Source organism: Dactylosporangium sp. NBC_01737, assembly GCF_035963215.1.
GTDB lineage: Bacteria > Actinomycetota > Actinomycetes > Mycobacteriales > Micromonosporaceae > Dactylosporangium.
Genome location: NZ_CP109153.1, coordinates 3,157,660 through 3,171,316 on the forward strand (window position 1 = coordinate 3,157,660; position 13,657 = coordinate 3,171,316).

Annotated in this window: 11 protein-coding genes; 8 read left to right on the forward strand and 3 right to left on the reverse strand. The window is 73.3% G+C overall.

Going from position 1 to position 13,657, the window contains the following annotated elements:
- Nucleotides 1–34 precede the first annotated feature (34 nt).
- The 6 genes from OHA72_RS14105 to OHA72_RS14130 all read left to right on the forward strand — a co-directional run bounded on the left by OHA72_RS14105 (nucleotide 35) and on the right by OHA72_RS14130 (nucleotide 6,531).
- A complete protein-coding gene (locus OHA72_RS14105) occupies nucleotides 35–2,467 on the forward strand; it encodes a putative bifunctional diguanylate cyclase/phosphodiesterase (RefSeq protein WP_327008276.1) in 2,433 nt (810 codons plus the stop codon).
- Between the two features lie 73 nt (nucleotides 2,468–2,540).
- Nucleotides 2,541–3,506, forward strand: coding sequence for an ABC transporter ATP-binding protein (locus OHA72_RS14110; RefSeq protein ID WP_327008277.1), 966 nt, complete (start codon nucleotides 2,541–2,543; stop codon nucleotides 3,504–3,506).
- On the forward strand, nucleotides 3,503–4,276 hold the full coding sequence (locus OHA72_RS14115) for an ABC transporter permease (protein WP_327008278.1): 774 nt from the start codon (nucleotides 3,503–3,505) through the stop codon (nucleotides 4,274–4,276). Before OHA72_RS14110 ends, OHA72_RS14115 begins: the two co-directional genes overlap by 4 nt.
- 61 nt (nucleotides 4,277–4,337) lie before the next feature.
- The gene (locus OHA72_RS14120; RefSeq protein WP_327008279.1) at nucleotides 4,338–5,123 is read left to right on the forward strand and encodes an ABC transporter permease; all 786 of its coding nucleotides are present in this window, start codon (nucleotides 4,338–4,340) and stop codon (nucleotides 5,121–5,123) included.
- Between the two features lie 104 nt (nucleotides 5,124–5,227).
- Nucleotides 5,228–5,812 (forward strand): TIGR03086 family metal-binding protein, encoded by a 585-nt coding sequence (locus OHA72_RS14125; protein ID WP_327008280.1) that lies wholly within the window; start codon nucleotides 5,228–5,230, stop codon nucleotides 5,810–5,812.
- Nucleotides 5,813–5,868: 56 nt separating this feature from the next.
- A complete protein-coding gene (locus OHA72_RS14130; protein ID WP_327008281.1) occupies nucleotides 5,869–6,531 on the forward strand; it encodes a hypothetical protein in 663 nt (220 codons plus the stop codon).
- 860 nt (nucleotides 6,532–7,391) lie between these two features.
- Here the strand turns inward: OHA72_RS14130 and OHA72_RS14135 are convergent.
- From OHA72_RS14135 to trpB, 3 genes are read right to left on the reverse strand one after another with little or no spacing between them, the layout of a single operon-like run.
- Nucleotides 7,392–8,126 (reverse strand): GntR family transcriptional regulator, encoded by a 735-nt coding sequence (locus tag OHA72_RS14135; RefSeq protein ID WP_327011556.1) that lies wholly within the window; start codon nucleotides 8,124–8,126, stop codon nucleotides 7,392–7,394.
- Nucleotides 8,127–8,130: 4 nt separating this feature from the next.
- Entirely contained in the window at nucleotides 8,131–8,862 is a 732-nt protein-coding gene (gene trpA, locus OHA72_RS14140; protein WP_327008282.1) for a tryptophan synthase subunit alpha, read from the reverse strand.
- On the reverse strand, nucleotides 8,859–10,067 hold the full coding sequence (gene trpB, locus OHA72_RS14145; RefSeq protein ID WP_442788579.1) for a tryptophan synthase subunit beta: 1,209 nt from the start codon (nucleotides 10,065–10,067) through the stop codon (nucleotides 8,859–8,861). Before trpB ends, trpA begins: the two co-directional genes overlap by 4 nt.
- Before the next feature lie 158 nt (nucleotides 10,068–10,225).
- On the opposite strand from trpB, the gene OHA72_RS14150 reads away from it, so the two are divergent.
- Both OHA72_RS14150 and OHA72_RS14155 read left to right on the forward strand, forming a co-directional pair.
- Nucleotides 10,226–11,641: a hypothetical protein gene (locus tag OHA72_RS14150; RefSeq protein ID WP_327008283.1), complete on the forward strand. Its 1,416-nt coding sequence runs from the start codon at nucleotides 10,226–10,228 to the stop codon at nucleotides 11,639–11,641.
- 12 nt (nucleotides 11,642–11,653) lie between these two features.
- Nucleotides 11,654–13,621, forward strand: coding sequence for a thioredoxin domain-containing protein (locus tag OHA72_RS14155; protein ID WP_327008284.1), 1,968 nt, complete (start codon nucleotides 11,654–11,656; stop codon nucleotides 13,619–13,621).
- The last annotated feature ends 36 nt before the right edge of the window (nucleotides 13,622–13,657 follow it).

Genomic DNA, 13,657 nt, shown 5'->3' on the forward strand with positions numbered 1-13,657 from the left:
TAGCGTCATTGTCGTTCATCGATTCGGCGTATCGATGAGACCCGTTCCGGCGCGGCTCACCGCCGCGGTCGCGTCCGCCGCTGCCGTCAGCGCGGTCCTTGCCGCGGCCCTGGCCGCCGGATTCCCGGCGACGTCATACGGCGTGACCCTCTCGGCCGAGCTGCTCGGCGCGGTCGCGGCGGGCCTCGGCGTCGTGGCCCTCGCGCAGCTCGCCCGCCTGAAGGTGCGCGCCGGACCCGGGCAGGCCACCCTCGCCTGGGGCGAGGCCGCGATGGTCGTCCTCTGCGTCAACCTGCCCCCCGCCCTGATCCCGCTCGTCGTCCTCGCCGGCGTGGGCGTGTCGCACGCCGTCCTGCGCGTCGTCGACGCCCGCGCGGGCCGCGTCCGCAGCGCCCGCGACCTGCTCTACAGCGTCTCCGCGCTCACCGTCGCCGGCAGCCTCGCCGTCGTGGGCACCGTCCTCGTCCAGCCGGTCCACGACGTGCCCCTGACCCCGAGGGGCATCGTCGCTCTGTGCGCCGGCGCGCTGGTGTACTGCGCGGTCGCGATCAGCCTGGTCGCCGCGCACGTCGCGACCACCCGTGGCGGCCGCCCCGCCGCCGTCGCCGTCGAGCTGCTGCGCGGCAAGCTCCTCATGGTCGTCGGCAACATCGCCGTCGGCCTCATCGTCGTCTGGGTCTGCTTCACCGACGCGCTCCTGCTGCTGCTCCTGCCGCCCCTGCTGTGGCTGCTCCAGCAGCTCTACGCCAGCCGCATCGGCGATCGCGAGGAGCGCCGCACCTGGCACGAGTTCGCGGAGGCGACCCGCGACCTCAACCGGCTCGACGTGCACGGCACCGCCGACGCCGGCATCGAGGGCGCCCGGCGCCTCTTCGGCGTCACCGGCGCGCGGATCGCCCTGGCCGACGGCACGGTCTTCGGCGCCGTGCCGGCCGGCACCCCGGTCGTGCACGCCCTCGCCATCGGCGCGGTCGCCGTCGGCGACCTCCAGCTGACCGGCCTCGGCCGGCTGCGCCCCCGCAACCAGCGGATGCTCGACGCCTTCGGCGACGCCCTCGCCGCCGCGCTGCACGACGCGATCACGCAGGACGAGCTGCGCACGATGAGCGAGCGCACCACGTACGACGCGGTCCACGACCCGCTCACCGGCCTGTTCAACCGCGCGGCGCTGCTGTCACGGGGCAACGCCGTCCTGCGCCGCCGCGGACCCGACGACCCCGTCGCGATGCTGCTGCTGGACGTCAACGACTTCAAAGAGGTCAACAACGCCCTCGGCCACGCCGCCGGCGACGAGGTGCTGCGCGTCATCGCCGGCCGGGTCACCGAGGCCGGCAACGCCGGTGACCTGCTCGCCCGGCTCGGCGGCGACGAGTTCGCGCTGCTCATCACCGACCTCGACACCGGCGGCGCCGACCTCGCCCTCGCCGCGGCCGTCGAGCGCGCCCGCAAGCTCAGCGCGCAGATCGCCGTGCCGATGCGGGTCGACGGGGTGCTGCTGTCGAAGGAGCCCTCGATCGGCGTGGTCGTCGCCGCCGCCGGCGAGGTCGACCTGACCGAGCTGCTGCGCCGCGCCGACATCGCCATGTACCAGGCGAAGCGCGCCGTCCAGCCGGTCGCCTGGTACGACGCCGCCCGCGACGACGCCAGCACCGACCGCCTCGCACTGCTCGCCGAACTGCGCGAGGCGCTCAACACCGACGAGCAGCTCACCGTCGAGCTGCAGCCGGCGGTGTCCCTCGCCGCCGGGGCCCAGCAGATCACCGGCGTCGAGGCCCTGATCCGGTGGAAGCATCCGCGGCGCGGCAGGCTCGCCCCCGGCCAGTTCCTGCCGGTCGTGGAGGCCAGCGAGCTGATGGCGCCGCTGACCAGGTGGGTCCTGGACCGGGCCATCGGCCTCGCGTCGAGCTGGCGCCGCGCCGGCCTGGCCGTGCCGGTGTCGGTCAACATCTCCGCCCGCAGCCTGCTGGAGCGGCAGCTGCCCGAGACGATCGGCGACCTGCTGGCCCGGCACCGCCTGCCCGCCGAGCTGCTCGTCCTGGAGATCACCGAGACGGTGATGCTGTCCAAGTCGCCGGTCATCGACGACGTCCTGCTCCGGATCCGCCGCCTCGGCGTCCAGCTGGCCGTCGACGACTTCGGCACCGGGTTCTCGTCGTTCACGGTGCTCACGCGGCTGCCCGTACAGGAGGTGAAGATCGACCGGGAGTTCGTCGCCCACATGATCGACTCACCGACCGCCGCGGCGATCGTCCGCGCCACCGTCGAGCTCGGCCTGCGCCTCAAGCTGCGGGTCGTCGCCGAGGGCGTGGAGAACCCGGACCAGCGCGCCGCCCTGGCCGCCCTGGGCTGCACGTCCGCGCAGGGGTTCCTGTTCCATCCGCCGCTGGCCGCAGACCGGCTCGCCGCCGTCCTGCGCGAGCGCCGCCAGGTGCAACGCCGCCACCTGCGCGCCGAGGGAGCCGGCTGACGCTTGCCGGGCCCCCTGGCGCCGCGGCGCCGGTGTTAGGGTCGCCGCAGCATTCCTGGAGCGGGGGCGTGGGATGAGTGTCATCGATGTATCCAGGCTGGGGCGGACGTTCCGTTCGCGCAGCGGCCTGCGCCGCACCGAGAAGGTCGTCGAGGCCGTGCGCGGCATCTCGTTCCAGGTCGAGCGGGGTGAGCTGTTCGGCCTGCTGGGCCCCAACGGCGCCGGCAAGACCACCACGATCAAGATGCTCATCACGCTGCTCCTGCCGACCAGCGGGCGGATCGAGGTCCTCGGCCACGACGTGGTCGCCAGGCCCCGCGAGGTGCGCCGCCGGGTCGGCTACGTCTTCGGCGGCGACCGCGGGCTGTATGAGCGCCTCTCCGGCCTGGACAACCTGCGGTACTTCGCCGAGCTGTACGCGGTGCCCGCCCGCGAGCAGCGCGCCCGCATCGGCGAGCTCCTCGAACTCGTCGGCCTGACCGGCCGCGAGCACGAGCGGGTCGAGGGCTACTCGCGCGGCATGCGGCAGCGCCTGCACATCGCCCGCGGCCTGCTGCACCGCCCCGAGATCCTGTTCCTCGACGAGCCGAGCATCGGCATCGACCCCGTCGGCGCCCGCGAGCTGCGGCAGACCGTCAAGGCGCTCATCGAGCAGGGCACCACGGTCCTGCTCACCACGCACTACATGTTCGAGGCCGACGAGCTCTGCGACCGCATCGCCGTGCTCGCCGGCGGCCGCATCGTCGCCGAGGGCACCCCCGAGCAGCTCAAGCAGAAGGTCAGCGTCGGCAACGTCCTCGAGGTCGAGGTCTTCGGCCTGCCTGGCGGCGTCGACCAGCGCATCCGCGCACTGCCCGGCGTCCGCTCCCTGGCCGTCGAGGAGCGCGGCCCGGCCCAGGTCCTGCTGGTCCACACCGAGCCCGGCTCCGAGCTGACCCAGTCCGTCCTCGGCACCCTCGACGGCACCCAGGTCGGCCGGGTCGCCACCCGCCAGCCGACCCTCGAGGACGCCTACGTCGAACTGGTCGGCGGCGCGTGAGGACGCTCCGGGTCATCGGCGTCGCCTGGTGGCTGCAGCTGAAGATGCGCAGCCGCTCCGCCTTCGACGGCCTGCTCGGCATCCTCTACCCGCTGTTCTTCTCCACCGTGGTCTTCATGATGTTCACCCACGGCGGCGCCCAGGGCCCGGCCCTGCTCAGCGCCGCCGTCGGCGCCAGCGTCATGGGCGTGTGGTCCTCGACCAGCACCACCGCCTCGGCAGCCCTGCAGCAGGAGCGCCGCCAGGGCACCCTGGAGCTGCTGGTCGCGGCGCCGACCCCGCTGCCGGTGGTCATCCTGCCCGTCACGCTGTCGATGGCCACCGTCGGCGCCTACAGCCTGGTCGTCACCCTCCTGTGGGGCCGCTTCGTGTTCGGCGTCGACCTCGCCGTGCAGCGCCCGGTCCAGTTCGCGCTCGCCGCGGTCGTCACCGTCGTGTCGATCGGCGTCCTGGGCTTCCTGCTCGCGGTCTCCTCGGTGCGCTACCGCACCGCGTGGGCGCTCGGCACAGCCCTGGAGATGCCCGTGTGGCTCATCAGCGGCTTCCTGGTGCCCCTCGACCTGCTGCCCACCTGGACCCGGCCGATCTCGTGGCTCCTCGCGCCGACCTGGGGCATCGACGCCATCCGCGCCGCCGCCGAGGGCCGCAACGCCCTGCCGGCCATGGCCTTGTGCGCAGGCCTCGCCGTCGCATACGGCGTGATCGGCTCCCTCCTGGCCGTCCGCCTCGTCGACGCCGCCCGCCGCCACGCCAGCCTGGCGTTGACATGAGCAGTTCCGGAGCGCAGCGGAGGGGCTGTTCACGTCGGGGGTTTGCAGCGGAGGTGACGGCTTGAGCAGCTTGCGACTGTTCCTGCTCGGCGGGCTGACCAGTTACCGGGCGCTGTTCTCCTGGCTGAGCCCGTGGATCCTGATCCCGACCTTCATCGTCGGCCCCATCGCGCAGATCCTGTTCTTCGCCTACGTCGGCCGCGCCGCCGGCGTCGGCGACGACGCGTTCTTCGTCATCGGCAACGCCGTGCAGAACGCGGCCATCCCGTGCATCTTCGCCATGGGCTTCACCGTCGGCGACGAACGCCGCCAAGGCACCCTCGGCCTGCTGCTCGTCTCGCCGGCCCGCCGTATCCCGCTCTTCCTCGGCCGCGCGCTGCCCGTCGTCGTCAACGGCCTCGTCGTCGCCCTCGTGGCCCTGGCGGCCGGGTCGCTGCTGCTGGACGTGCCGGTCAGGCCCTCGTCGCTGCTGTCCCTCACCGGCGTGGTGGCCGTGTCCGCCTTCGCGTGCACCGGCCTCGGCCTCGCCAACGCGGCCCTGTCACTGCGGGTCCGCGACGTCGCCGTCCTGTCCAACCTGGTCGTCGGCGTCCTGCTCGTCTTCGCCGGCGTCAACGTCCCGCTGTCCGACCTGCCCGGCTGGATGGCCGCCGTCGCGCAATGGCTCCCGCTGACCCACGGCATCGCCGCGGCCCGCGAGGTCGCCGCCGGCGCCGGCCTGTCCTCCGTCCGCGACGACGTGCTCGCCGAGGCCGCTCTCGGCACCCTGTACGTGGCGGTCGGCCTCACCCTCCTCGCCTGGTTCGAACGCGAAAGCCGCCGCAAGGCCACCCTCGACGTCGCCTGACCCCCGCTGCGCCGCCTCCTTGTTGAAGTTCGTCGGTCCTAACAGTGGAATGGAGTATTCCGTTCTGATAGACTGGACGCAGTCACCGAGTTGAGGAGTGCGCGATGAGCTCGAACACCTGGACCGTCCTGGACGAGTCGCACGCGGCGTTGCGGGCGGTGCTCGCCGGGCTGCGGCCGGCGGACCTGACGCTGCCGACGCCGTGCGAGTCGTGGAACGTCACGCAGGTCCTGCAGCACGCGGCCGGCGACCAGCTCGGCTTCGCCGCGGCGGTCACCGGGGAGGGGTGGCCGGCGTTCGACCCGTTCGCGCCGTCCGGTGAGCTCGACGGGGACTTCGACGCGTTCGTGGCGTTCGTCGAGGAGACGATGCGGGCGTCCGCCGCGGCCTGGGCGACCATCGCGGCCGACGCCACCGACGCGCCCACGCCGCTGCCGCAGGGCAAGATGGCCGGCTGGCTCGGTGCCGGGGCGTGCGGGCTCGACGCCGCCGTCCACGCCTGGGACGTCGCCGTCGCGACCGGGCAGCCCTCGCCCCTGCCGGACGCGCTCGCGGAGCGGCTGCTGCCGGTCGCGCGGGAGATCGTCGAACCCCTGCGGGCATACGGCGCCTACGCCCCCGCCCTGCCGGACTCCGGCGCCGACGGTTCGGCGGCGACGCTGCTGCGGTACCTGGGCCGCACCGCCTGACCAGCGGCCTGCGTGGCGCCCCGGCCAGGGGTGACGACTCCGGTACCGTCTGCGACATGCGCGGGGAGCGGACGGTCGGTGTCGTCTTCATGGTCGGGGCGGTCGCTGTCGCGGCCTTCGTGGTCCTCGACCGCTACGGCAGCTCGGCGCAGTTCGCGGACCTGCCCGGCGACGCCGACGTGCGCCTCGTCGGCAGCTTCACCCCACGGCAGGTCGACCGGCTCGCGTCGTTGCCGCAGGCGGCCGCCGTCGAGTGCGGCTCCACCCTGTACGGCGTCACCGTCGTCACCTCACGCGGCGTCCTCAACGGCTCGACGGTCCTGACCGCCGCGAACCGGCCGGGCCTGCGCTGGTCGCAACTGCGGTCCGGGGCGTACCCGGCCTCGGACTCGCAACTGCTCATCGACGAGCGGACCGCGGCCGCCCACGACATTCGCGTCGGCGAGCGGGCCACCCTCTCGCGCGGCCAGATCGTGGTCAACGCCACCGTAGTCGGCATCGCCGGCCGCCCAACGGACAAGACCGTCGGCGCCCACGAGGCGGTGTTCCTGCTCCCGTCGGGCGCGGTCGCGACGCTGGAAGGCGGCGCGTCCTGCGACTCGGTGACGGTGGAGCTACGCCGCCGCCGGGACGCGAGCACCTTCAGCCGCGCCGCCCACGACCTGCTCGACACGCCACCGGCCGTCATCTACGACGAGTCCCTCCGCGGCCACGTCTGACCCCACGCGCCAACCAGCCCCGGCACTCCGGGCGTTGTGGTCCGGAGACCCGGGTTGCCCGTGATCATGAGCGTCCGGCCTTTCGGTGGCTGGTGTCTGGTCGTTGGCGTCCGGGTGGATGGGCTTGGCGGCTCCGCGCGGCGGCGGCACCTCGTCCGGATCGCGGTCGAAGGATGGATTCGGCCGTCGGGGCGACCACCCCGCGACTTCGATCACGGCCGAAATGCGGCACGGCTCGGGGGAGCGTGCAAGAGCGGCCCAAGTGCCCGGCGTCCCGCATCCGGCGTCCGGCCGGCGAGTCTGGCGTTCGTGCCCGGCGTGCGTGCCCGGCGTGCGTGCCCGGTGTCCGTGCCCGGTGTCCGAGCGTCCGGCGTCCGGCGTCCGGCGTGCGTGCCCGGCGTGCGTGCCTGGTGTCCGAGCGTTCGGCGTCCGGCGTGCGTGCCCGGCGTGCGTGCCTGGTGTCCGAGCGTTCGGCGTCCGGCGTGCGTGCCCGGCGTGCGTGCCTGGTGTCCGAGCGTTCGGCGTCCGGCGTGCGTGCCCGGCGTGCGTGCCTGGTGTCCGAGCGTCCGGCGCCCGGCGTGCGCGTCCGGTGTGTGTGCCTGGTGTCCGAGCGTCCCGCGTCCCGCGTCCGGCGTGCGTGCCCGGCGTGCGTGCCCGGCGCGCGTGCCCGGTGTCCGTGCCCGGTGTCCGTGCGTCCGGCGCCCGGTGTCCGTGCCCGGCAGGTCCAGCCCCTGGGGCAGGTCCGGTGCCGGCAGGCAGATCGCGGTGGCCAGAGTGTCGGTGGGCATGGCACGGGCGGCGGGAACCGAGGTGCAGGGATCACGCAGGGCGGAAGCAGCGGGACGCAAGCGGCGGGCGGGTTACGGCTGGGAGCCGGACCAGGTCAGCGACAGCCCGGTCGCCGCGCGGGCGGCCCTGATCTCCATCATGTCGCCCAGGATCACGGCGCGGTCGACGACGACGGTGGTGTCGTCCAGGGAGTACGTGGTCCGGTCGCTCACGAAGACCGGGGTGCCCGCCGGCGCGCGCAGGTGCCCCGCCAGGCCCTCGTCCAGCACGTCGGGCCGGATCGTCTCCGCGGCCCTGGCGACCGCGACCCCGGCGTCGGCCAGCGCCGCATACAGCGACTTGGTCGTGAAATCGACCGAGCGCAGCCGGTTGCCGAACGGCTTGCGCACCCACGACACCTGGTGCACGGCGGGGCGTCCGGCGAACTCCCGGACCCGCTCGAGCCGCAGCGCCGGCGCCCCCAGCTGGACGGCGACCGCCGACGGCGGGCGGCGCAGAGCGCAGTCCAGGACGCGGGTGTGCACCTCGTGCCCCTGGTCGCGCAGGTCGTCGGCGAGGCTGCGCAGGGACCCGAGCCGATACGCGAGGTGCGGCGGTGACACATAGGTGCCCTTGCCCGCCTGCTGGACGATCAGCCCTTCGTCGCTGAGGTGCCGCAGGGCCTGCCGCAGCGTCATCAGGGTCACGCCATAGCTGTGGCTGAGGTCCCGTTGCGCGGGCAGGGCGTCGCCCGGCGCGTAGTGCCCGGCGCGGATCTTCTCGGCCAGGTCGGCGGCGATGCTGCGATACCGCGGCTCGGGGTTGATCGGCTCACCCTTCGTCTATGGCCTCCCGGATGGACCGGAGATACGCCCCGAGCTCGGCCGGTGTGGCGCCGTCGAGCACCCGGCGCATGATCGCGGCGCCGATGACGACACCGTCGGCGAGCTGGGCGGCCTGCGCGGCCTGCGCCGGGGTGGAGATGCCGAATCCTAGCAACACCGGCAGGTCGCAGCGGTCGGTGAGCCGCCGCGCCAGGGCGGCCGCGGAGTCGGCGAGTGTCTCGCGCTCGCCCGTGGTGCCCATGACCGTGACCGCGTAGACGAAGCCGCGGCTGCGGCGGGCGATCTCGTCGAGGCGCTCGTCGGTCGAGGCCGGAGACGCCAGCAGCACGAGGTCCAGGTCCTGGTGCTCGAACTCGGCGCACTCCTCGAGCGGCAGGTCGGGCACGATCAGCCCGTCGAAGCCGGCGTCGCGGAGGTTGCCGCAGAAGGCGAGGTCGCGGACGACGAGGTTGGCATACGTGCTGGCGACGAGCGGCACGGTGCCGGCGATCTCCGAGACGCGGGTCAGGACGCCGCGCAGGGTCGTGCCGCGGGTCAGCGCCGCGTGGGTGGCCTCCTGGATGGTGGCGCCGTCGAGCGTCGGGTCGGAGAACGGCAGGCCGATCTCGATCGCGTCGGCGCCGGCGTCGACGAGCGCCCGCAGGTGGTCGGTCCAGTCGGCGACCGCGCCGCCGGTGAGATAGGGCATCAGGACCTTGTGGTCGGCGGGCAGCTTCACAGCAGCTCCTTCAGGGCGGAGATGTCCTTGTCGCCACGGCCGGACAGGGTGAGCATCACGGTCGAGCCGGCGGGCAGTGTGCCGTCGGTCGCGGCGCGGATCACCCATGCGACCGCGTGCGCGGACTCCAGCGCCGCCACGATGCCCTCAGTGCGGGCCAGCCGCACGACCGCGTCGACCACCTCGGTGTCGTCGACCGTCACATACCGGGCCCGGCCCAGGTCGCGCAGGTGCACGTGCTCGGGGCCGATGCCGGGGTAGTCGAGGCCGGCGGCGATCGAGTGGGCCTCCAGCACCTGCCCGTCGTCGTCCTGCAGGAACATCGACCGCACCCCGTGCAGCACGCCGAGGGTGCCGCGGGTGGCGCCGGCGCCGCCCTCCGCCTCGACCCCGACCAGCTTCGCGGTCGTGTCGACGAACCCGGCGAACGTCCCGGCCGCGTTGGATCCGCCGCCGACGCACGCCACGACGTAGTCGGGCACGGCGGCCGGCAGGGCGGTGGCGCACTGGCGGCGGGCCTCGTCGCCGATGACCCGCTGGAACTCGCGCACCATCCACGGATAGGGCATCGGGCCGAGCACGGATCCCATGCAGTAGTAGCTGTCCTCGGTGGCGCCGACCCAGTGGCGCATCGCCTCGCTGGTGGCGTCCTTCAACGTCCTGGCACCGGTGCGGACCGGCACGACCTCGGCGCCGAGCATCCGCATCCGGAACACGTTGAGCGCCTGCCGCTCGATGTCGCGCTCGCCCATGAACACGGTCGCCGACAGCCCGAACATCGCCGCCGCCGTCGCGGTCGCCACCCCGTGCTGCCCGGCCCCGGTCTCGGCGATCAGCCGCCTGTGCCCCATCCGGGTCGCCAGCAGCGCCTGGCCGATCACGTTATTGATCTTGTGGGAGCCGGTGTGGGTGAGGTCCTCGCGCTTGAGCAGCAGCGTCACGCCCAGCTCGGCGGACAGCCGCACCGCCGGCGTCAGCGGCGTCGGGCGGCCGACGTGCGTGGCGAGCAGGCCGGCGAGCTGGTTGCGGAACGCGGGGTCGGCCCATGCCGCCCGGAACGCCTCCTCGACCTTCCGGCAGGCGGGGATCAGGGATTCGGGCACATAGCGCCCGCCGTATTCCCCGAACCTGCCCAGCGGTCCCGGATCGTCCATCAGCCGCACGCGGGCCGGCGTGCGGTCCGGCCGGATCAGCAGATCACCCATGGTGTCGTGGCTCCAAGAGTTCTAGAACTGTTGTGACTGTTCTAGAACAGTGACAGACGCGGGCGGAGATGTAAAGCCGACGGGCAGCGCGCGCCGGGGCCATGGCGTACTGTCCAGCGTCGATCGGACATCACCGTTCGAGCAGTCTCGGGGGAGCCATGGACGCATCGACCTTCCGCGTGCCGCCACGGGTCGCGGCACTCGCCCAGCGCCAGCAGCTCGGTGCGCTCGTCGGCGCGCACAAGGGCGACCATCCGCTGGTGGAGTGCCTCACCGGCCTGGTCATCGCGGCGATCCTGTTCGGCGCCATGGCGGGCGTCGGCTGGCTGGGGCAGTTCTTCCTGGTGAAGCCGCTCGCCCTCCTCGTCATCCTGCTCGCGATCGGCGGCCTCGCCGCGACCGGCTACGCCTTCTTCAGGCTCTTCCGCGCCTACGTCGTCGTGTACCACTACCAGCACGGCCTGGTGTGGACCCGCAACCGCCGCACCGATGCCGCCCAGCTCTCGTGGATCGACGAGATGTACGTCACCCGCAAGGACGCCAAGGCCATCGCGGCAGGGCTGGTCACGTTCGACGGCCGCACGCTGGACGTCACAGGCGCCGACAAGGCGGACTACACGGCCTTCGTCGACCGCATCGAGGCAGAGCTGACCGCCCGCCGCCGCCCGGTCCTGCCGGCCCGCCGCGAGGTCAGCCGCGGCCCGCGCGGCGTCGGCCTCAGCGACCGCGCCATCGCCGTCATCGCCGTCCTCGGTGGCGGCGCCCTCGTCGCCGCGATCGGCGTCCCGCTGTCCAAGGCCGGCCTGCCGGGCGCGGCCGCGGCCGTCATCGGCTTCCTGATCGTCGGCGTCGCCGTGGGGCTGCTCGGCACCCGCTTCGACGGCCGGATCACGGTCGTCGGCGGGATCTTCGCCTCCATCGGCGGCATCGTCACGATGATCGCCGTCTCCGACCTGATCCCGCAGGTCAACAAGTACGTGACGGCGGCCGTGGTCCTCGCCGTCGAGATGGGCATCCTGTCCGTCGTCCTCGACCTGTACCGGAGCCTGCCCGCCCTGCCGCCGACCCGCAACCGCAAGCGCCTCGCGGCCCGGCAGGGCTGGGAGTTCCTGCCGTCGCTCGCCATGCCGGTCCCCGGTCCGCAGTCGGCCCGCAAGCTCATCGGCATCCAGGAGGGCGCGCAGTCCTTCGAGCTGTCCGACGTGGTCAGGGGCTCCGTGAACGGCGTGCCGGTGCTCGCCGGCGACCGGCACCGCCGCAAACCCCGCCGCTCGGACCCGGTGCAGACCGTGTGGATGGTGCCCCTGCCGGTGTCCGTGCCGTTCCTGTCGCACGCGTCCTTCGACGCCGCCGGCCAGGTCGCCGCGGACGCCCCTGATCCGGCCCTCGCCCAGCTGTTCGCCGGTCGCGTCCCCGCCCGGGCGTCGATCTTCGGCGTGGTCCCGCCCTGGTGGATCGAGGGCCAGTACCTGCTCTGCGAGGGCTCCGGGGACCCGGACGTGATCGTCGCCTGGGCCGACACCCTGACCCGGGCCGCGACGTCGATGCCGTGGGAGGTGCTGCGCTCCGCGTGAGAGGCTGGCGGTATGGCCAACCGCCTTGCCGACGCGACTTCGCCGTACCTGCTGCAGCACAAGGACAACCCGGTCGACTGGTGGCAGTGGGGAGATGAAGCCTTCGCCGAAGCCAGACGGCGCGACGTCCCGCTCCTGATCAGCGTGGGGTATTCGGCGTGCCACTGGTGTCACGTGATGGCGCACGAGTCGTTCGAGCACGAGGGCGTCGCCGCGCTCGTCAACGAGCTGACGGTGCCGATCAAGGTGGACCGGGAGGAGCGGCCCGACGTCGACGCCGTGTACATGACGGCGACGCAGGCGATGACCGGGCAGGGCGGCTGGCCGATGACGGTCTTCGCCACGCCTGACGGCGAGCCGTTCTACTGCGGCACCTACTTCCCGCGCGACGCGTTCGAGCGCCTCGTCACGGCGGTGTCCGAGGCTTGGCGCGACCAGAGGACGGCAGTAAGAGCGCAGAGCGCCAAGGTGGTCGACGCGATCCGGCAGGTCGCCGCGAGGCCGCCGGCGAACCCGATGCACGAGGGCGTGCTGGACGCGGCGGCGCGGAGCCTGGTCAAGGCCTACGACAAGGAGCACGGCGGGTTCGGCGGGGCGCCCAAGTTCCCGCCGCACATGAACCTGCTGTTCCTGCTGCGGCACTACCAGCGCACCCGCGACGACGAGGTGCTCGACATCGTGCGGTTCACCTGCGAGCGGATGGCCCGCGGCGGCATGTACGACCAGCTCGCCGGCGGGTTCGCGCGGTACGCGGTGGACGGCACGTGGACGGTGCCGCACTTCGAGAAGATGCTCTACGACAACGCGCTGCTGCTGCGGGTCTACGTGCAGCTGCACCGCATCGCCGGCGGCGGCACCGCGCGGCGGGTCGCGGGGGAGGTCGCCGACTTCCTGCGGCGTGACCTGCACGACGGGCGCGGGTTCATCTCGGCGCTGGACGCGGACACCGACGGCGTCGAGGGTCTCACCTACGTGTGGACGCCGGCGCAGATCGACGAGGTGCTCGGCGAGATCGACGGCGCCTGGGCCCGCTACCTGCTCGAGGTCACCGCGGACGGCACGTTCGAGGACGGCGCCTCGGTGCTGCAGCTGCCCGAGGATCCGCTCAACCTGGAGCGTTGGCTGGACATCAAGCGGCGCCTGCACGCCGCCCGCGACGCTAGGCCGCAGCCGGGCCGCGACGGCAAGATCGTCGCGGCGTGGAACGGGCTGGCGATCACCGCGTTGATCGAGTTCGGCCAGGTGTACGGCGACCCGACGGCCGTCGAGCTCGCCGTCGGCACCGCCAGGTACCTGGCCGACACCCACATCGTCGACGGGCGGCTGCGGCGGGTGTCCCGCGACGGCGTCGTCGGCACGCCCGCCGGCGTCCTGGAGGACTACGGCGCGGTCGCGGAGGCGTTCTGCGCGGTGCACCAGGCGACCGGCGACGGCGAGTGGCTGGCCCTCGCGGGACAGCTCCTCGACGTGGCCCTGGAACGGTTCGCGGACCCCGACGGCGGGTTCTTCGACACCGCCGACGACGCGGAGCAGCTGGTCAGCAGGCCCCGCGACGTGACCGACAACGCGACCCCGTCCGGCCTGTCCGCGATCGCGGCGGCACTGGTCACGTACTCGGCGCTGACGGCGGACGTCACCAGAAGGGAGGCGGCGGAGCGGGCCCTGGCCACGGTTGCGATGGTCGCCGCCACCCACGGCCGGTTCACCGGCTATGCCTGCTCGGTCGGCGAGGCGCTGCTGTCCGGCCCGTACGAGATCGCGATCGCCACCACGGACCGCAACGACCCGCTCGTCGCCGCCGCCTGGTGGCACGCGCCGCCCGGCGCCGTGGTCGTCGCCGGCCCGCCGGACACGCCGGGGACGCCGCTGCTGGAGAGCCGGGTCCAGCGCGACGGCAGGCCCACCGCGTACATCTGCCGCAACTTCGTGTGCGACGCACCCGTGACCGCCCTGGAGGACCTGGTCGCCGGTCTGGGTTAAGCGCCAGGCGAACACGCCTTCCCTTGGCATGCCCTT

What these genes read in the sequence shown, in the direction of transcription:
- OHA72_RS14105 (WP_327008276.1), top strand. Translation starts at nt 35, where the DNA reads ATGAGACCCGTTCCGGCGCGGCTCACCGCCGCGGTCGCGTCCGCCGCT.
- OHA72_RS14110 (WP_327008277.1), top strand. Translation starts at nt 2,541, where the DNA reads ATGAGTGTCATCGATGTATCCAGGCTGGGGCGGACGTTCCGTTCGCGC.
- OHA72_RS14125 (WP_327008280.1), top strand. Translation starts at nt 5,228, where the DNA reads ATGAGCTCGAACACCTGGACCGTCCTGGACGAGTCGCACGCGGCGTTG.
- OHA72_RS14130 (WP_327008281.1), top strand. Translation starts at nt 5,869, where the DNA reads ATGCGCGGGGAGCGGACGGTCGGTGTCGTCTTCATGGTCGGGGCGGTC.
- trpB (WP_442788579.1), bottom strand. Translation starts at nt 10,067, where the DNA reads ATGGGTGATCTGCTGATCCGGCCGGACCGCACGCCGGCCCGCGTGCGG.
- OHA72_RS14150 (WP_327008283.1), top strand. Translation starts at nt 10,226, where the DNA reads ATGGACGCATCGACCTTCCGCGTGCCGCCACGGGTCGCGGCACTCGCC.
- OHA72_RS14155 (WP_327008284.1), top strand. Translation starts at nt 11,654, where the DNA reads ATGGCCAACCGCCTTGCCGACGCGACTTCGCCGTACCTGCTGCAGCAC.